This window comes from Streptomyces sp. NPDC030222, from assembly GCF_055573115.1.
The window spans coordinates 15,092-32,947 of sequence record NZ_JBVICA010000009.1 but is presented as its reverse complement, the minus strand read 5'-3'; the positions used below and the strand labels follow the sequence as shown (position 1 = coordinate 32,947).

The following is a 17,856-nucleotide window of genomic DNA, read 5'->3' as shown; positions in this document are numbered from 1 at the left end:
CGAAGGAGTTCCCATGGCACCGCTGACGCAGTACGAGGCGCCGGCCACCGCCCCCGCCGCACCCCTCGATCCGGGGCCGTGCGCACCACCGCCCGCCGGCCCCCTGCCCCCGGTCCACGAACTGGTGGGCCGGTTCGCCCGGACCGTCCCGACGCGCACGGCGGTGCGCAGCGGCACGAGCGGCATCGGTTACGGCGAACTCCACACCTGGGCCGGCCGGATAGCGGCCGCACTCGCCGCGGCGGGCGTCGGGACCGGCGCCCGCGTCGGGGTGCTCGCCGAGCCGTCCACCGCCATGATCGCCGCGGTCCTCGGTGTGCTGCGCTGCGGCGCCGCCTACGTGCCGGTGGACCCCTCGCATCCGGACCGGCGCCTCACCGCCGTCCTCGCCGACGCCGGGGTGAGCGCCGTCGTCGTCACCGGCACGGGCGGGGAACGCCTGACGGGCCTGGGGGTGCCCGTGATCTCCGCGGAGTCCGCGGCCGACGCCGGGGAGCCGGACGGTGCGGCGGAGCCGCCCTCCGGGGCGGTGGACGCCGGCGACCCCGCGTACCTGATCTACACCTCCGGCAGCACCGGCGAGCCCAAAGGAGTCGTCGTCGAGCACGGCCAGCTGACCGCCTCGACCGCGGCCCGCCACCTGGTCTACCCCGGGGCACCGGTCTTCCTGCTCGTCTCGCCGCTGGCCTTCGACTCCTCCGTGGCAGGGCTCTGGGGCACCCTCACGGTCGGCGGATGCCTGATCGTCGCCTCCGCCGACGAGGTACGCGACCCAGAGCGCCTGGTCGAGCTGGTCGAGCGGCACGAGGTCACCCACCTGCTGTGCGTGCCCTCCCTGTACAGCGTGGTCCTGGACGCCGCCCAGCGGCTCGGCGGCGAGCGGCTGCGCTCCCTCGACACCGTGACCGTCGCGGGCGAGCCGCTGCCGCCCGAGCTGGTCGCCCGGCACTTCGCCCAGCGCACCGGCCGTACCGCGCTGGTCAACGAGTACGGGCCCACCGAGGCGACCGTCTGGGCCAGTTACCACCGCTTCGACGCGCCCGGACCGGTCTCGATCGGCCGTCCGGTGCCGGGCGCCCGGCTGTACGTCCTGGACGACGAGCTGCGCCCGGTCCCGCCGGGCGGCGAGGGCGAGCTCTGCGTCGGCGGCGCGGGCGTGGCGCGCGGCTACCACGGCCTGCCCGAGGCCACCGCCGAGCGGTTCCTGCCGGACCCCTTCGCGGGCCCGGCCGACGCGCGTATGTACCGCACCGGCGACCTCGTGCGCCGGCTGCCGGACGGCACGCTGGCGTTCGTGGGACGCCGCGACGACCAGGTCAAGATCCGCGGCCATCGCGTCGAGCTCGGCGCCGTCGAGGCGCACCTGTGCGACCTGACGGGCGTCCGGGAGGCGGCTGTCGTCGTGGACGGCACGGGCCACGGCCTGGTGGGCTTCGTCCTCGCCGCGGACCCGGTCGACCCGGCCGACGTCAAGGAGCGGCTGGCCGAGCGGCTGCCCGGTGCCATGGTGCCGGCGCGGATCGTGGTGCTCGACCGGTTCCCGCGCACGGTCAACGGCAAGACGGACCGGGCCGCGCTGCGGCAGCGGGCCGAGGAGCGGCCGGCGGTCGCTCCCGCCCAGGCCCCCGCGCCCGCCCCCGCGGGCGACCTGACCGCGCAGGTGACCGCGGCCTGGGCCGAGGTGCTCAAGACCACGCACGTGCCGGTCGACGTCAACTTCTTCGACCTCGGCGGGCATTCGCTCGCCATGTACCAGCTCCGGGAGGCACTGGAGCGGCACACCGGGCAGCGGCCGCCGGTCGTCGCCCTGTTCCAGCACACCACCGTGGCGGCACAGGCCACGATGCTGCGCGACGGCGCGGACCGCGGCACGGACGGCGGTCAGGACTCCCGGGCCCGCCAGGCGGCGGCCCGCAGGGCCCGCGCCCTGCGCGCGAGCCGCCGGGCCGCGGAACAGCAGGAGGCGTCATGACCGCCGTCACGACCACCGCCCGCGGGCTGCAGTGCCTCGCACCCGACCCGGAGGCGCAGGTCCGCCTCGTCTGCTTCCCGCACGCCGGAGGCTCCGCGTCGTTCTTCCGCGACTGGGGCGCGGGCCTGCCCGGGATCGAGGTGCACGCGGTGTGCTACCCGGGACGCGCCCAGCGGATCGCCGAGCCGCCGCCGACCGACCTGTGCCGGCTGGCCCACGACATCGCCGAGGTGATCGTGCCGCTGGCCGACCGGCCCGTCGCCCTGTTCGGGCACAGTATGGGCGCACCGATCGCGCTGGAGACCGCCGCCGCCCTGGAGGCCCGGGGCATCCAGCCGATCAGGCTGTTCGCCTCCGGCTCGCGTGCCGCGCCCTACCCGCCGGCCTGGGACGGCCGCCTGGACGACGAGGACGACGCCGCCGTCGTCGAGCAGCTGCTCACCCTCGGCGGTACGGACCCCGAACTCGCCGCCGACCCCGAGTTCCAGGAGCTGGTCCTGCCGTACGTGCGCGCCGACGGGCACATGTTCCACTCCTACGTCCCGCGCGCGGACCTGTCCGTGCGGTGCCCGGTGACGACGATCACCGGCGACGCCGACGAGGACGCGGACCTGCGCCCCTGGGCGGAGCTGACCCGTGGCGGCCTGGAGGAGCACGGGGTGCCGGGCGACCACTTCTACCTGGTGCCGGCCCCTCCGTACGCCCTGATCCGGGAGTCGCTCACAGCGCCCGCCACCGTGGGCTGACCTCGTCGGGTACGTGTGTGCCGCGCGCCGGACACGCACGTACCCGGCCGGCACGACGTACGGGCCGTGCCCGATCGTCCGCCCTCGGCCACGATCGGTGCCGCCCGGCGCCCAACCAATCGCGGAGCAGTGGGGAGGAGCCCCGATGCCCAGGCCGGACCACGCCGACGTCGTCCGAACACACCCGTCGGTGCACGAGGTGGTGACCACCGTCAGCCGTAAGCTGCCGGCCCGTACCGCCGTGCGCACCGGAGCCGATGCGGTCACCTACCGCGAACTCGACCTGTGGGCCGGGCGGATCGCCCGGCGGCTCGCCGCGGCCGGGGTGGACCGGGGCGACCTCGTGGGCGTACGGGTCGAGCCGTCGCCCGCCCTGGTCGCGGCGGCGCTCGGCGTCCTGCGCGCGGGCGCCGCGTGTGTTCCCCTCGACCCGGACATGCCGGACGGCGGCCTGCGGGCGCCGCTGCGCTGCACCATGGCCCCGACCACCGGCCCGGGCACCGTGCCCGTGGAACGCCACGACTCCGTGCCGGTCCCGGACCGGGTCGCCTTCCCGCTGAACGCTCCGGACGATGCCGTCTGGCTGACACGACCGGCCTCGCGAGGGACGGGCCCGTCCGGCGGTGTGGTCGTCACGCATGCCGAGCTGTCCACCGCGACGGCGGCGTGGCACACCGTGTGCCCGGGGACGCCGGTGCTGCTGCTGACGGAGCCGCTCGCCCACGATGTCGCCGCGGCCGGGCTTTGGGCCACCCTCGCCGCCGGCGGGCGACTGGTCCTGGCCGCCGACCACGAGGCGCGGTGCCCGGATGCGGTGGCACGGCTCGTGGAGCGGCACCGGGTGACCCAGCTGCTGTGCACACCGGCGCTGTACGACGAGGTGCTGGAGGTCTCAGCGGGAGAGGCCCGGCAGCGGCTGCGCACGCTGGACACGGTGACACCCGTCGGCGCACCGCTGCCACCCGACCTGATCGACCGTCATGAGAAGTTCCTGGGAGGGATGGTGGCGCTCGTCGACACCGCCCGCTTGGCCGCGCGGGTGGCCCCCGCACCGCACCGGCCGGGCGGCCGGGAGCCCTGGGGCTTCACCGTCGCGGATGCACGCGGCCGCTTCGGCCGCCCGGACGCCGTCGTCCGCAGACTCGCCCGCGCGGACGCGGGCACCCGGACGAACACCGGCTCGCGGACCACGGTGGCACGCACCCGAACGGACACCGTGCCGGCCCGTACCCGAACGGCTGCCAGCCCCTAGCATCCTCCGCCCGCCGAACCGGAAGGAGCACGTCCCGCATGTCCTCCGTCCCGCCCGAGTCCGCCCCCGACCCCACCCCTCCCTACCCTCTGCGCCCGGTACGCGCCGACGAGTTCGAGACCTGGGCCCGGGCCGTCGCCAACAGCTACGGCGAGGACCGGACGGCGTCCCAGCTCGCCGTGGAACGGGCCGCCATCGAACTCGACCGCACCCTCGGCGCGTTCCACGGTGCCGAACCGGTCGGCGGCGCCGCGCTGCACACACGGGCCCTCACCGTGCCCGGCGCGGTCGTGCCTGCCGCGCGCGTGGTCTGGGTGGGCGTGGCCCCCACCCACCGGCGGCACGGCATCCTCACCTCACTCATGCGCCGGCAGCTGACCGAGCTGTACACGGCGGGGCGGGAGCCGATCGCGGTCCTCAACGCCTCCGAGGCGGCGATCTACGAGCGCTTCGGCTACGGCGTCGCCTCGTACCAGGCCGACTACCTGGGCGACACCCGGGCGATGGCCTTCCGCCCCGGTACGGACCTCGGCCGGGGCACCGTCCGGCTGCTGCCCCGCGAGGCGGCCCGGCCGGTCCTGGAGAAGCTCTACGACACGGCCCGCACCCTGACCGCGGGCCGCGTCGACCGGCCCGGGCCCTTCTGGGACGACCGGCTGTACGACGAGGAGCACGCGCGGCACGGGGCGACCTCGCTGCGCTTCGCGGTGCACACCGAGCCCGACGGGGAGGCGACCGGTTACGCCCTCTACCGGCTCGGCGGCGGCGGCCACGAGAACCCGCACAGCACGGTGCTGGTCGGCGAGGTGGTGACCACGACCCGGCCGGCGTACGCGGCCCTGTGGCGCTACCTCGCCGGCATCGACGTCCACCCCTGGATCCGCTACCGCGGCGCCCCCGGCGAACCGCTGCTGCACATGCTGACCGACATGCGGGCCCTGCGCGTCACCGTCTCGGACGGCCTGTGGCTACGCCTGGTCGACGTCCCCCGGGCACTGGCCGCGCGCCGCTACGCGCTGCCGCTGGACGTGGTCCTCGACGTCGAGGACCGGTTCTGTCCCTGGAACACAGGCCGCTACCGGCTCACCGCCCACCACACGCAGGCGTCCTGCGAGCGCACGACCCGCCCGGCGGACCTCCGGCTCACGGCGGCGGACCTCGGCGCCGTCTACCTCGGCGGCACCACCCTGGACAGCCTCGCCCGCGCGGGCCGCTGCACCGAACTCCGCCCGGGAGCCCTGGCGCACTGTTCAACGGCCTTCCGCGGCAGCCAGGAACCCTGGTACTCCGCCGAAGTCTAGCCCCGACGTCGCTGACTTAACAGGGCTAGCGATTCGCTGACCTGCAACGATGTTCCGATCGGCATGTCCTGGAAGCCCGCAAAGTCACCGGGCGTTGAGTCCAGCCCGCGAGCCGCCGCACGGCTCGGCCCGCCCCGCCGGGGCAGGCCGAGCAGGCCAGGCAGGCCGGGACGGGAACCGCTCAGGGCGCCGGCGGGCCGTGGCCGGCCGGCCACCGCGTTCCCCGCCGGACGGCCGCCCGACCGAGGCCGCCGAGTTCTGACGGCCTGACGTGTGCCGTGTCCGGTCCGCCGGGCACGGCACACGCGCATCGAGCACGGCACACGCCGGTCCCCTCACGGAAGCCGCTGGTGAACCCACCGGCGCCGCCCCGCCGGCCACGGCTCCTGGGTCGCGGGACGGCTGATGCGCTGCCAGAAGGCAGCGAGGTGCGCCATGCCCGGGAGCCGCGCCACGGCACACGCGCATCGAGCACGGCACACGCCGGTCCCCTCACGGAAGCCGCTGGTGAACCCACCGGCGCCGCCCCGCCGGCCACGGCTCCTGGGTCGCGGGACGGCTGATGCGCTGCCAGAAGGCGGCGAGGTGCGCCGTGCCCGGGAGCCGCCCCATGGCAGGCCCCGTCGCGAGCAACACGAGCGCGGCCACGTCCAGTGCGGCGAGCGCGCCGAGGGCCAGGCACGGACCGGCCAGGAGGCCGACGAACAGGCTGAGTGGCGGCCCGGCGCTCCACGCCAGGACCGTGCCCACGGCTGTCGGGCGGGGCCCGGCGGCCGCGCCGTACGCGAGGAGGCACATGAGCAACGCCACCGCGCCCTGCGGCAGCGACGGTCCGACGGCCAGGCCGGCCCCCGCGACCGCGCCGAGGGCGAGCGTGACGGGCGGGCCGGTCCGCCGGGCACTGCCCGGAGTCGCCGCCGGGGTTGCGGCCGGCCCGGCACCCCGCTCGGGTCCCCTCCCCGCCACCCGCCCGGGCCGACGTGCCGGGCCGTACCGGTGCATGCCGGGCCGTCGGCGTGCCCGAGCGTACCGGCGCGCGCCCAGCGTCACCGCTCCCGTCGCCGTCGCGGCGAGCGCCGCCCCGAAGGCGGCGCCGCCCGGCAGACCGGCCGCCAGGAGCAGGCCCGCCGGGAGGGCGACGGCGGGCTGCAGCGCGCACAGCAGCCCGGTCGCATGGCCGTTCGGCCGACTGGCCGAGGTCATCCGTCACCCCTCTCCCGCTGTCCCACGAGCGGTCCGGTCAGGTCCGGTCAGAAGAACCTCCGCACGAGTCAGAAGAACGTCCGCACGAAGTCGATCACCGTCTCGCCTCGTGTCACCGGAATCAGCTGCCACTTGTCGAAGGCGGTGCACGGATAGGCGAGGCCGATGCCCGCCCAGTCCCCCACCCGGATGTCGTTGCCGGGCGCGAGCCGGATGAAGGCGTGCTGGTCGTTGATCTCCTTGATGACGCAGTCGTGCAGCGCATGGACGGACCCGTCGTCGCGGCGGACCAGCTGCGGCTCGGGCTGCCAGGCGTCGAAGGAGAGGTCGCGCTTGCCGGCCGTGACCAGCGCGAGGCCCGGTTCGGGCCGCGAGGTGACCCGGCCCCAGGCCCGCAGCGCGGGCCGCAGCCGCTCCGCCCCCGCGGTCTCCCGGGAGAACGGCGACATCCAGCGGTAGAAGCCGTCGTCGTGGACGATGTAGCAGCCACTGCGCAGCACCGGCAGCACGGTCAGTCCGGCCGGCCAGGGCCCGGTGAGGACATCGGCCACCTGGTCGAAGAAGCAGCTGCCGCCGGCCGTCACGACGACGGTGTCGGTCTCGAACAGGCCCTCCTGGTGGATCAGTTCCGTCGTCTCGCGCATCCGGCGCAGGAACGCGTCGATCACCCCGAGGCTGTACGGCGAGGGGTCGTTGACGAGGACGCCCTCGTAGCCCCCGACGCCGATCAGCCGCAGCACCGGGCTCTCGGCCACCGCTCGTGCCGTGGCGAGCGCCTCCGCCACGGTACGGGCGCCGGCCCGGCCACCCGTACGGCCGATCTCGACGATCACGTCGATCGGCCTCGCCGGGGCGGGCCGCAGCGCGCTGAGCGCGTCATGCATGCGCCGGACGACCTCGGGCGAGTCGGCGAAGGAGCTGAACCGGTAGTCGGGGTCGCGCTCCAGGTCGGCGCTGACCCACTGCAGCGAGGGCGCGTCGACGAGTTCGTTGGCGAACAGGACGTTGGCGACGCCGAACGCCCGGTAGACCCGCAGCTGCGCGGTGTTGGCGGCGGTGATCCCCCAGGCTCCGGCGTCGAGTTGGCGCGCCCACAGCTGCGGCGCCATGGTCGTCTTGCCGTGCGGAGCCAGCTGTACGCCGCGTTCGGCGCACCACTTGGCCATGGTGGTGACGTTGTGCTCCAGCGCGTCGGCGTCGATCGTGAGCACGGGCCCGACGAACCCGTCGTCGAAGACGTTCAGGGACCGGGCGGCCAGCTCTGCCACCGTGCTGCCCTCTGCAGCGACCGGAAGTCCCTTGAAGCGCCAGTCGATCCGCTCGTCGCCGAGCGCCTGCAGCGCTTCCCGGGCGATCGCCTCGTACTGTGTGGTCACCATGCCTCCCGCCCGCGCCCGATGTCTCTCCGGGCTGCCCGAAATCAGTAAGTCCGCAACTGGCAAGGTCCGGGTCACCCGACGACCGCCCGCAGTTCCCGGGCGAACACGTCGATGTCCTCGGGGGTGTTGTAGTAATGGGGTGCGACGCGTACTGCGTGGTCGACGCCCTGCCGGCGCATGTACAGCGGCGTGTGACCGCCCTGGGCCACCCAGACGTTGACCCCGCGCGCGGCGAGTTCGTCCCGCAGCCGGGGCGCCGACACGTGCTCGCACACGAACGTGACGAGGGACGCATGGCGGGTGCCGGGGTCGACGAGCCGGATGCCGGGCCGTTCCTCGACCACCGCGCGCACCAGTTCGCGCAAGGGGGCCCCGGACGGCGTGTCCGGTGTCTCCGTACGGTCGAGGTGGTGCCGCAGGGCCGCGTCGAGCCCCATGACGGCGGCCGCGGACCGCTCGGCGTACTCGAAGCGCCGGGCGCCGTCGGTGCGCACGGCATAGTTCGTGTCGGACGTCATGTCGGCGACGTGCAGGTCGTGGAAGGGGGGCCGGGCGGTCTCGCGCAGCCGCGGCCCGATGGCGGCGAAGCCGGTGCCGCGCGGCCCGCACAGGTACTTGCGGCCCGCCCCGGTCAGCAGGTCGCAGTGGATGTCCTGGACGGAGAGCGGGAGTTGGCCGACCGACTGGCAGGCGTCGACGAGGTACAGGCACGGCCAGGGGGCGAGGATCCGTCCGATCTCCTCGACGGGATTGACGATGCCGCACCCCGAGGGCACGTGCGGGACCGAGACGACGGCCACGTCCTCCCGGATGTTGTCGCGCAGCCATGCCAGGTCCAGGTCGCCGTCGGGCAGCAGGGGCACGACCTCGATCCGTACCCCGGTGCGCCGGCGCAGTTCGGTCCAGAGGATGAGGCTGCCGGCGTACTCGTACGGTGTGATCCAGATCCGGTCCCGTGACGACAGCGACAGAGCCGTGACGGCGGACGTCCAGGCCCGGGTGGCGCTGTCGAACAGCGCCAGGTCCTCGACCGGCGCGTCGAGCACCCGGGCAAGGTTCTCGTACACGCCTTTCTCGAGCGTGTCGGCGTACCGTAGTTCCGTCTCGTACGCACCGTCGCGCGATTCCCGGCGCAACTGGCCCTCCATGGCGGCCACGACGGTGTCGGGCATGAGTCCGGCGCCGGCGGTGTTCAGGTGTACGGGCATGGTGCTGTTCCTCCGTCCTGGGTGGGGGTCAGAAGTCCCGTGCGAGGGCGGCGGCCTCGGCGAAGGAACCGCCGTCGGTGAGCTGCCGGGGATCGCCTCCGGCGCGGCGCCACCGGCGGTACTTGGCGGCGTAGCTGATCAGCGTCTCCTGGTCGCGCCGGCCGCGGGAGCGAGTGAGGATGCCCGCCCACAGCCCGTCCCAGCGGGCGTACGCGGGGTCCTCCAGGAGCACGCGGTGGGCGCGCTTCATGTTCCAGAACGGCACGCCGGTGTTGAGGTGGTGCACCAGGTGGTAGTTGTCGTGGTGCCGGCCGAGCAGGAACCGCTCGATCGCCCAGCCGTGCCGGTTGCGCGTCATCAGGATCTGTCGCGACTCGCTCTCCGGCAGCGGGTAGTGCTCGGCCAGCTCCGACAGCCAGCCGATGGCGATGGCGGTGGTGAACATCGGCACGAGCCAGAAGAGGAGCAGCTCGGACAGCCAGCCCTGCCAGGCGCAGAGGGACCCGATGGCGGCCCACTGCGCGAGCAGCAGAAGGCGTTCGGTGCTCTGCCGGACCGGCATGGACACCGCGGCGTCGTCGCCGTTGAAGAGGATGCGGTCGCGTACGACGTACCGCACGTACGGCGCGGCCCGCAGGCCGAGGATGGCGCAGGCGATGTTACGGAGGAAGAACGTCCGGTCGGACTGGGTGTGGTCGTAGATGCCGACGCCGACGTGGAAGTTGTAGTCGGGGTCCTTCGAGGGGTCGCCCAGGAAGCGGTGGTGGAAGCCGATGTGGGAGTTCCGGTACGGGTTGTACATGTGCAGCACGAGGTAGCCGGAGAACACCGTGCCGAGGAGCAGGTTGAGCCGCCAGTTGCGGGCGAGGACCTTGTGCGAGGACTCGTGCAGCAGGTTCACGAAGGCCCGCTGGGTGGAGCCGATGAGGATGAGCGAGACGGGATAGAACCAGTAGGAGACGCCCACGCACAGCCAGACGGAGACGGCGACGAGCAGGTAGTCGGCGAGCAGCGCCAGCGGGGCGTGGTGGTTGTCCAGCGTGCACAGCTCTCTGAGCTGCTTGCGTACGCTGCGGTCGAGCCTGCTGAAGTCGAGGCTGCGGAGATCGTTCTGTACGGAGGTCGTCACGTTTCCTCTCCAGTGCGGGATGGCGGCACAGCGCGGACCGAGGCAGAGGGCGGGGGTGTGCGGGCGTCGCGACGGCGACCGGGACGCGTGTGCGGCCGCGGGGCGGCGCCGGCTCCTCGCGCGCTCGCGGAGGCGTGACCGCGAGGGACGCTCCGCGGCGCACACGTCGTTCAGGTGGACGGTTCGCACGTCGCCGTCATGGGGGGCGTCGCTCGACGTCTTGCGGGGTCGCCCGCCGGTCAGGCGGTCGGGCCGGCGAGGATCGCGTCGAGCAGCTTGCCGGCGCCGAAGCGGACGACGTCGGTGGCCGGCAGGCCGGTGGCCGCCTCGATGGCGGCGATCTCCTCACGGGCCCGGTCGTCCGGCAGCCCGGCGGTGATCAGCGAGAGGCCGACGACGGGGCAGCGGCCCTCCGGCCACACCCAGCTCGCACCCTCGGCGTGCATCTCGATCGCCCGCTCCAGCGACGGCAGCGGGTGGTCCGGCAGCAGTTTGATGGCCGGCCGGCTCAGGTCGTGGCACAGGATCAGGGAGTCCGCGCGGCTGCCGTGCATGAGGAACAGCGGACCGCCGGAGCCGCGCGGATGGTTCAGCGCGCCCTGGCCCTCGACGAGCACGAGGTCGCTCTCCTCGACGGCGGCGCACACCTCCTCCTCGATGATCTTGGCGACATAGTCGACCATCACCGCGTCGATCGAGACGCCCCTACCGGTGATCATGGTGCCGATCTGCCCGGTCGCCACGAACGCCGGCCCGAGGCCACGGCGCAGCGCCTCCTTCTCGATCTCCAGCATCGTGGTCATCTTGCCGATGCCGCAGTCGGTGCCGACCGTGAGCACGGTGCGCGAGCCGGGCCGGTGCTTCCTGATCTCGAACACTGGCTTGCCGTCGTCCTGGAACTCGACGGTGTAGCGCTCCTTCGGCTCTCGGCGGACGTCCCACAGCCGGGCCCCGCTGCGCTCGGCCGCCGCGGTGAACTCGGCGTCCTCGAACAGCATGGTGTGCAGGCCGTTGATCACGTCGAGGCCGTGCCCGATCACCTCCAGGACCATCGGCCGCCAGCTCGGCGGCAGGATGCCGCCGGTGGGCTCGGTGCCCAGCAGGACCGCGTCCGGCTGGAACGCCAGCGCTGCGGCGATGTCCGCCACGATGGGGATGCCGGCACCGAGGCCGCCGCCGACCGCCTCGGCGGTGTCACGGCCCGCATTCTCCCGGTCGATCACGGCGACGACACGGTCGGACCGGTACCGCAGGATGCCGGTCACGGTCTTGGCCGTGCTCGGGGTGATCTCGCCGTCGGCGAGGATCGCGATGCGCTTCAGGTGGTCCATCTCAGTGCCCTTCGTCTGAACGTGCGGTGGTGCACGTACGGGTGCGCGCCAGGCCGAGGCCGACGCCGGCGACCGTGGCCGCGCCGAGCGCCAGCCAGTACCAGTCGCTCCCGCCGTGCTGGTAACAGGTCAGGAAGACGACTCCGCCGAACAGCGAGCCGAGGGCCTCGCCGGTGGTCAGCGAGACGCCCTGCAGGTTGGACGAGGTGAGGGGGGAGACGTTGGTGAGGCGGTTGAACGCGATGCTGACCATCGGCGCGTAGAGCATCTCGGCGAGCGCGAACACCCCCATGGCCAGGGCCGCCCCGGCGACGACCGGCAGGCCGGCGCCCAGCAGGACGATCCCGCCGCCGAAGGCCAGCACGCCGAAGGCGAGCAGCGTGTCGGGCGCCGTACCGGCGCGCAGTCTGCGGTTGGCCAGTACGGTCACCCCGGACTGGAGCAGCACGATGGCCACCGGGGGGCCGCCGAGCAGCACCGCGCGGAGCATCGGGGAGTCGATCGCCAGGCTCACGTACAGCGCGAACGCCGAGTAGAACTGCCCGTAGACGAAGGCCCCGGCGACGGTGAGCACGATGGCGCGCAGGCACTCCGGATCGCGCACCGCGCGGATCCGCGCCCGGGCCCCCTCGGTGCGCCGGACGGTGCTCGGAGGACGCAGCACGCTCGGCACGCCGACGAGCAGCGTCGCGGCGGCGGCCAGGTAGGCGAGGGCGACGAAGCCGAGCAGCGGCCGGCCGTCGCCGGAGACGTAGAGCGCACCGGCGATGAACGGCCCGAGCGCGGCAGCAGTGTTGGTGGCGATCTGCATGATCGCGTAGACGACGTTGCGGGCCGGCTCGGCGGCGAGGCTCTCCGCGACCAGCACCCGGACGAGCACGCCGTGGACGCTGTTGCCGAACCCGGCCAGGCACAGCGCCAGCACCACCTGCGGCGGGCTGGTGGTGTACGCCAGAGCGCCGAACCCGGCGGCCGAGCACATCATGCCCGCCGCCATGGTCACGGAGTACGGCAGCCTCGGCAGCCATCGGCTGACCGGCAGCGAGGACAGGCCGATGCACAGCAGGAAGGCGAACATGCCGAACCCCGCGACCGACGCGTTGCCCCGGCCGCCCTGGGTCAGCATCACGACGAGCACCGGCATCAGGGAGAACTTGCCGAACTGGCAGCACAGGTAGTTGATGCCGATGACCCGGCGCAGCGCCGATTCGCTCATCCTGGGCCCGGTGCCCGCCCGTTCGATCAGCTCAGTCATCGACGGCACGGTCCGTCCGCTCGTAGCCGACGTGCCGGGACAGGTCGTTCTCGCGGCTGAGGTCACGGTCCCCGGGCGGCGACGCCGGCTCGGTGGCCGCCGCCGACGGCGGGGTCACGGTGAAGACCAGCCGCGCTGCGTTCGCCGCGGCCTTCGCCGCGGCTTCGGCGCTGCCGGTCCCGGTGGCGATCACGTATCCGGCGCGGTCGCCGGACCAGCGGACCGGGCCGATCCGCCCACCGACCTCGTGCAGAACGCGGAACTCCACCACGTCCGGGTCGGCGAGTACCTCCTCCTGCCCGGTGACGGCGACCAGTTCGCCGCACGGGGCGTCGGCGAACCGGATCGCGGAGCCGCGCTGCGTCCGTGGCGGGCCGGGCAGGGGTTCGGTGCGGCTCAGCGCCCACGCGACGGTCAGCTCTTCCATGTCAACGCCGTAGGCGAGGCGCACGAGTTCGTTGATCCGGTCGCCGCCGCGCCGGCAGTGGCCCTCGACGATCCGCGGCCCGGCGGGGGTCAGCTTCACCTCGACGTGGGACGGTCCGTCGGTCAGGCCGACCGCGTCGAGGAACGCCTCGACCAGCTCGACCGCCGCCGCGCGGTCGGCCTCGGGCAGGGCGGCGGGCACGGTGTGCCCGCGCTCGACGAACCCGTGGCCGGTCTCCTTGTCGGTGACCGCGAGCACGACGTGGCGGCCGGCGAAGGTGAAGGTCTCGACGCTGATCTCGGGGCCGTCGAGGTGTTCCTCCATCAGGAACGCGCCGGCCCCGGTGGCGTCGAACCGCTCGGCGGCCGCGGCCACCTCGTCCGGCGCGACCAGGACCACCCCGAAGCTGCCGGTCGCGGCGACCGGTTTGGCGATGAACGGGAAGCCGTGCTCGGCGCCGAACGCGCGCAGGTCCGCCGCGGTCCGCCCCAGGGCGGCCGCCACCGGGCTCACGCCCCGCTCGGCGAGTCTGGCGCGCATGGCCCACTTGTCGGTGACGAGGCGGGCCGTCTCCGGGCGCGGCCCGCGCAGCCCCAGTCTCTCGTTGAGCGCGGCGAGGGCCAGCAGGGCGTGTTCCTGGATGCTCACGACCGCGTCGAACGGCCGGAACAGGTGCAGATGCGCGACGAGGTCGACGAACGCCGGCTCGGTGTAGTCGGCCAGCAGCGTCACCACCGGAGCTGCGGCCTCCGCGGCCCGGACCCGGTCGGGTCGCTGCGCCCACCACACCTCGGCGCCCAGCTTGACTGCCGCGTCGACCATGGTCTGCTGATCACCGAGGACGAGTACACGAGGCTTCATGGCAAAGGATGTTGACAGAAATTTACCCACCTTGGCAACCTCTGGGCGAAGCATCTGTCAAAAGAGGAAAAGGCTTCTGGCGCGAGCCGATCCCGACCGACGGCGGCGAGCGGCAGATTGTCTGCCTTGCCCTGCCCTGGACGTGGCCGATCGGATGGGATGGGCTTCCTCCGCGAAGCAGGTCTTCGGGTTCGTGGAGAGGATGTCCTCATGGGTACTGCGAAGTGCTCGGGGGAGTTCAGTCGGGACGCGGTGGCGCTGGTGGAGGCGAGTGGCCGGCGGGCCTCGTCGGTGGCGCAGGGCCGGGTGTCGGGCCGGAGTCGCTTCGCAAGCGGGTCGCGGGCCCCGAGCAGCGGCGGCCTCGGGTGCGGGCGGTAAGGGCCCGTTGAGCCTGGCGGAGCGTGAGGAGCTGCGTCCGCTTCAAGGCCCAGAAACCGGAGATCCCGCCAAACTCGATGAGTCAGGCGGGATTTCAGGGCATCGAACGGTTCGACGGCCTCGGCCGGAACGAACGGTCCGAAGTGCTGCTGTCCCTGGTAGCCGGCGAGCTTGCACACGGCCTTGAGCCGGAGGTCCTGGCCCTGCTCGGCGCGCTCGCTTTCGGTGGTGGCCGGCGTCAAATGGTGGTCGACGCCGGGCTCATCCCGCACCAGCACGGTGATCTGGTCGAGGTGGTTCAGCCCGACCGGGCCTTCCAGCCCGACGCGCAGGGTCCAGTCGGGTCCCCGCGCTGTCAGATGGAAGGTCAGCTCGGGGGTGAGCCGGGAGCGACGGCCGTCATGGGGTGCTCTCCTTGCGGTCGGGGGGTGTGGCGCACCTGCTGGCGGGGAACTCAGTGGCGGCGGTCGGCGACGAACTCGGCGAGCGCGACGAGGTCCGCGGTGGCACCGGGGTGCGTGGTCACGGTGCCGAGCGCCGCCACGGCGCGGTCGAGGTCGCGCCGGGCCTGAGCGGCGGTCTGGGTGTCACCGTCGGCCTTCCGGATCAGGGCGGCGGTCCGGTGCAGGGTCCACTCGGCATCCGCGGTGTCCAGGGGGCGGTCCAACAGCTCGGCGATCTCCTGTCCGAGCGCGCCAGCGGACAGTGCGTGGATCAGCGGGAGGGTCTTCTTGCGCCGCCGCAGGTCATTGAAGACGGGCTTGCCCGTCACGGCGGGGTCACCCCAGATCCCCAGCAGGTCGTCCACGGCCTGGAAGGCGGTGCCGAGGTCGCGGCCCATCCGGGTCATGGCGGCCACCGTCGGCGCGGGAGCGCCGGCCAGCAGGGCGCCGAGCCCCGCCGCGCAGCCCAGCAGGGCCCCGGTCTTGCCCGCCGCCATGCTGGTGTACTCGTGGACCGTGACTGCTCGGGGTCCGGTCCACGGCCGCAGTTCGAAGGCGGCGTCGGCCGCCTGTCCGTTGACCAGCTCGACAAGGGTGTCCGCCAGCAGCGCGGTCGCGGCGGTGACGGCGTTCGGGGGCAGGCGGCCGACGTTCTCGGTCAGGGCTGCCAGCGCGAGGGCCAACAGGGCGTCTCCGGCCAGCAGCGCTCGCCCCACCCCGAACGCCTTCCACGCGGTTTCCCGGTGTCTTCGCTGCTCGTCGCCGTCCATGATGTCGTCGTGCAACAGAGAGAACACGTGCACGAGTTCGACGGCCACGGCACCGGCCACGGCCGCCTCGGGCCGACCTCCCACGGCCTCGGCCGTCAGCAGGGCGAGGGCGGGTCGCAGGCCTTTCCCGCCGCCGGCCGCGCGCGGTGTCCCGTCGAGGTCGCACCAGCCGAACGCGTACGCTGCCACGTCGCGGACGTCGCGGTGGAGCCCGTGGACGGTCCTGCGCAGGGCCGGGTCGACCAGTTCCCGGCAGCGTTCCATGGACTCGAGCGCGGTGGGGCGGGTCAGGGCCGTCCGGTGCAGGTGCTCGGTCATGCCGCGCCTCCCGCCTGCCGCCGGCCGGGCTCCGCCGGGTGCTGCGGTGCCGGTCGGGGTATCGGTCGGGGTGTCGGCACCATCGGATACGGGCCTGTGCCGTGGGAGGCCTTCGGAACCGCGGTGTGCGGCTCGGCGCCGGGCACAGGCCGCAGCTTCCAGCGGGCGGCGATCGTGGCCAGCGTGAGGGTGGTCTCGGCCCGGCCGAAGACGTCGCCGATGCACGTGCGGCTGCCCGCGCTGAACGGGACCCTCGCTCCGCGCGGGACGTCCTTGGCCCGCTCGGGCAGCCAGCGGTCCGGGTCGACGATGGAGGGGTGACCGGTCGGCACGAGCGTGCCGTCCTCGTGCGCCTTCAAGCCCGCGATGATCGGGGTGCGGAGGAGACGGCCGACCGTCACGGAGTTCCAGACCGCGATCTTGATGTTGTTCCGGCCGGCAAGTCTTCGAGTGGCGGCCTGGCGGATCGCCGGTACTTCCGACACACGCAGTTGCTCTCCTGTGTGGTCCTCGAATCCGTAGTGTCCTGGCGGCATACCGTCCCACCTTCCTGTTGTCGATACGTCCTGAGGCCGCCGGTGGCGGCACCTTCACGTGATGTCGCCACGGCCGATCCAAGCGTGCGAGCGACCGTCTCGACGTTGACGGCCGCCTGCAGTTCAAGCAGTTCGCCCACAGCCGACCCGGCGACCGCCGCACGGTGGGTCGCCGCTGCGGGCTCCGGTCCGGAAGCGGCGGGGCCGGTTTGCCGCGGCCCCGACAGTCCCCATCGGGTGGAGCGCCCAAGATCAGTGACGTGCCTGCCAGCCTGGCCGAGGGGCGAGACTCCGCCGGTGTTCCGATCGTCCGCGCCCTCTCCGGCTTCCTGCGCGGTGGCGGCGGCCATGCTGCCGAGAAGGGCGTGAGCGCCGCTCGCGGCCATGAGCCCCGTGCTACGAGCGCGGGGCGCAGCGGGCCTGCGGGGCGGGCTCGGTGATGGGCTGCTCGCTACGAGAACTCATGCTTCTTCCCGTCTGTTGACGCTTCGCCGGTTCTCCGGCGAAACCGGTTCAAGGCCAACAGTGGAAGATCATCATGACAACCGAAACTTCCGAACCTGGACCAAATCTGTCGGTAGCCACCCCTGTAGCCGGTCGACACCGCAGAGCCGGACCTGGACTCACCACCCAGTCCGGAGGATCCCTGACACCAGGCAGTGGTGGCTGGCCCCGGCGGCCGCGTCGACTGGGCGCAGCTGCCCGAGGACACGGTGTTCGAGGGCGAGCAGCTCGGCCGCTGGGTCGTGGCGCAGCGGGCCGGCTGCCCTGGCCTGGAAGCCGACCAGCAGGATCTGCTCACGGCGATCCGCATCGAGCCGGACCTTGAGCCGGCGGCCGCGAAGGCCGCGGCGGAGGCGAAGCCCGGGTGTTGCGGGCCGACCCGCCGCGCGAAGCTCACCCCGGGGCAGCTGCCACAGCTCGCCCAGCACGGCGTGAAGTGGGCGTGAGCGGCTCCGGCGGGGCCGCGGACCCCTCCGACTCACCACAGAACCCGGACCCGGCCCCATCGGGCATCAGGGCGTCCGACCCGCCCCCCCAAGACCCTCACCGCGGGTACCCCGACCAGGCCCAAGGGCAGTACCCGGCGAGGTCCGGCACGCCGGGCGGCCATGGACGGCGAAGCACCCCGGAGGCGAAGCCGGGACGCATCGCGACCTCGACCACCGACGACACCGCCGCCCACAGCGAAGACCCGATCGCCGACACACGTGGACACGCGCGACAATCAGCGCGATCCGGTCGCCCTGAGCCGGTTCCACCGGGAAGACGCCTTCGCCGACCCGCCCTCAGCCGGAGCGGCACCGGCGGCGACCGCGGTGCCTCCACCAACACGGCCGGCACCAC

14 protein-coding genes are annotated in these 17,856 nt (G+C 73.5%); 5 read left to right on the top strand and 9 right to left on the bottom strand.

Features of this window, described 5'->3' with window-relative positions; all coding sequences use genetic code 11:
• Positions 1 to 13 precede the first annotated feature (13 nt).
• The 4 genes from ACZ4Z5_RS15370 to ACZ4Z5_RS15355 all read left to right on the top strand — a co-directional run bounded on the left by ACZ4Z5_RS15370 (position 14) and on the right by ACZ4Z5_RS15355 (position 5,271).
• Entirely contained in the window at positions 14 to 1,972 is a 1,959-nt protein-coding gene (locus tag ACZ4Z5_RS15370; protein ID WP_468262163.1) for a non-ribosomal peptide synthetase, read from the top strand.
• Positions 1,969 to 2,718 (top strand): thioesterase II family protein, encoded by a 750-nt coding sequence (locus ACZ4Z5_RS15365; RefSeq protein WP_468262161.1) that lies wholly within the window; start codon positions 1,969 to 1,971, stop codon positions 2,716 to 2,718. The genes ACZ4Z5_RS15370 and ACZ4Z5_RS15365 overlap by 4 nt, the downstream gene beginning before the upstream one ends.
• 145 nt (positions 2,719 to 2,863) lie before the next feature.
• Positions 2,864 to 3,970 (top strand): AMP-binding protein, encoded by a 1,107-nt coding sequence (locus ACZ4Z5_RS15360; RefSeq protein WP_468262158.1) that lies wholly within the window; start codon positions 2,864 to 2,866, stop codon positions 3,968 to 3,970.
• A 38-nt stretch (positions 3,971 to 4,008) separates the two neighbouring features.
• Complete coding sequence (locus ACZ4Z5_RS15355) at positions 4,009 to 5,271, top strand: GNAT family N-acetyltransferase (protein ID WP_468262156.1); 1,263 nt, start codon at positions 4,009 to 4,011, stop codon at positions 5,269 to 5,271.
• Positions 5,272 to 5,763: 492 nt separating this feature from the next.
• Here the strand turns inward: ACZ4Z5_RS15355 and ACZ4Z5_RS15350 are convergent, their stop codons facing one another.
• The 9 genes from ACZ4Z5_RS15350 to ACZ4Z5_RS15310 form a co-directional block, all read right to left on the bottom strand.
• Positions 5,764 to 6,474, bottom strand: coding sequence for a hypothetical protein (locus ACZ4Z5_RS15350; RefSeq protein ID WP_468262153.1), 711 nt, complete (start codon positions 6,472 to 6,474; stop codon positions 5,764 to 5,766).
• A gap of 68 nt (positions 6,475 to 6,542) precedes the next feature.
• Positions 6,543 to 7,853 (bottom strand): amino acid deaminase, encoded by a 1,311-nt coding sequence (locus ACZ4Z5_RS15345; RefSeq protein WP_468262150.1) that lies wholly within the window; start codon positions 7,851 to 7,853, stop codon positions 6,543 to 6,545.
• A gap of 71 nt (positions 7,854 to 7,924) precedes the next feature.
• Positions 7,925 to 9,061 (bottom strand): aminotransferase class V-fold PLP-dependent enzyme, encoded by a 1,137-nt coding sequence (locus ACZ4Z5_RS15340; RefSeq protein ID WP_468262147.1) that lies wholly within the window; start codon positions 9,059 to 9,061, stop codon positions 7,925 to 7,927.
• A gap of 28 nt (positions 9,062 to 9,089) precedes the next feature.
• The gene (locus tag ACZ4Z5_RS15335; protein ID WP_468262145.1) at positions 9,090 to 10,190 is read right to left on the bottom strand and encodes a fatty acid desaturase; all 1,101 of its coding nucleotides are present in this window, start codon (positions 10,188 to 10,190) and stop codon (positions 9,090 to 9,092) included.
• 239 nt (positions 10,191 to 10,429) lie between these two features.
• Entirely contained in the window at positions 10,430 to 11,521 is a 1,092-nt protein-coding gene (locus tag ACZ4Z5_RS15330; RefSeq protein WP_468262143.1) for a DUF1611 domain-containing protein, read from the bottom strand.
• A 1-nt stretch (position 11,522) separates the two neighbouring features.
• Positions 11,523 to 12,776, bottom strand: a complete 1,254-nt coding sequence (locus tag ACZ4Z5_RS15325) for an MFS transporter (RefSeq protein WP_468262140.1) — start codon at positions 12,774 to 12,776, stop codon at positions 11,523 to 11,525.
• Positions 12,769 to 14,064, bottom strand: coding sequence for an ATP-grasp domain-containing protein (locus tag ACZ4Z5_RS15320; protein ID WP_468262137.1), 1,296 nt, complete (start codon positions 14,062 to 14,064; stop codon positions 12,769 to 12,771). Before ACZ4Z5_RS15320 ends, ACZ4Z5_RS15325 begins: the two co-directional genes overlap by 8 nt.
• An 832-nt stretch (positions 14,065 to 14,896) precedes the next feature.
• The gene (locus tag ACZ4Z5_RS15315) at positions 14,897 to 15,973 is read right to left on the bottom strand and encodes a polyprenyl synthetase family protein (protein ID WP_468262134.1); all 1,077 of its coding nucleotides are present in this window, start codon (positions 15,971 to 15,973) and stop codon (positions 14,897 to 14,899) included.
• On the bottom strand, positions 15,970 to 16,458 hold the full coding sequence (locus ACZ4Z5_RS15310; protein WP_468262131.1) for a cytochrome P450: 489 nt from the start codon (positions 16,456 to 16,458) through the stop codon (positions 15,970 to 15,972). Before ACZ4Z5_RS15310 ends, ACZ4Z5_RS15315 begins: the two co-directional genes overlap by 4 nt.
• 713 nt (positions 16,459 to 17,171) lie before the next feature.
• On the opposite strand from ACZ4Z5_RS15310, the gene ACZ4Z5_RS15305 reads away from it, so the two are divergent.
• On the top strand, positions 17,172 to 17,459 hold the full coding sequence (locus ACZ4Z5_RS15305) for a hypothetical protein (protein ID WP_468262129.1): 288 nt from the start codon (positions 17,172 to 17,174) through the stop codon (positions 17,457 to 17,459).
• Positions 17,460 to 17,856: the final 397 nt, after the last annotated feature.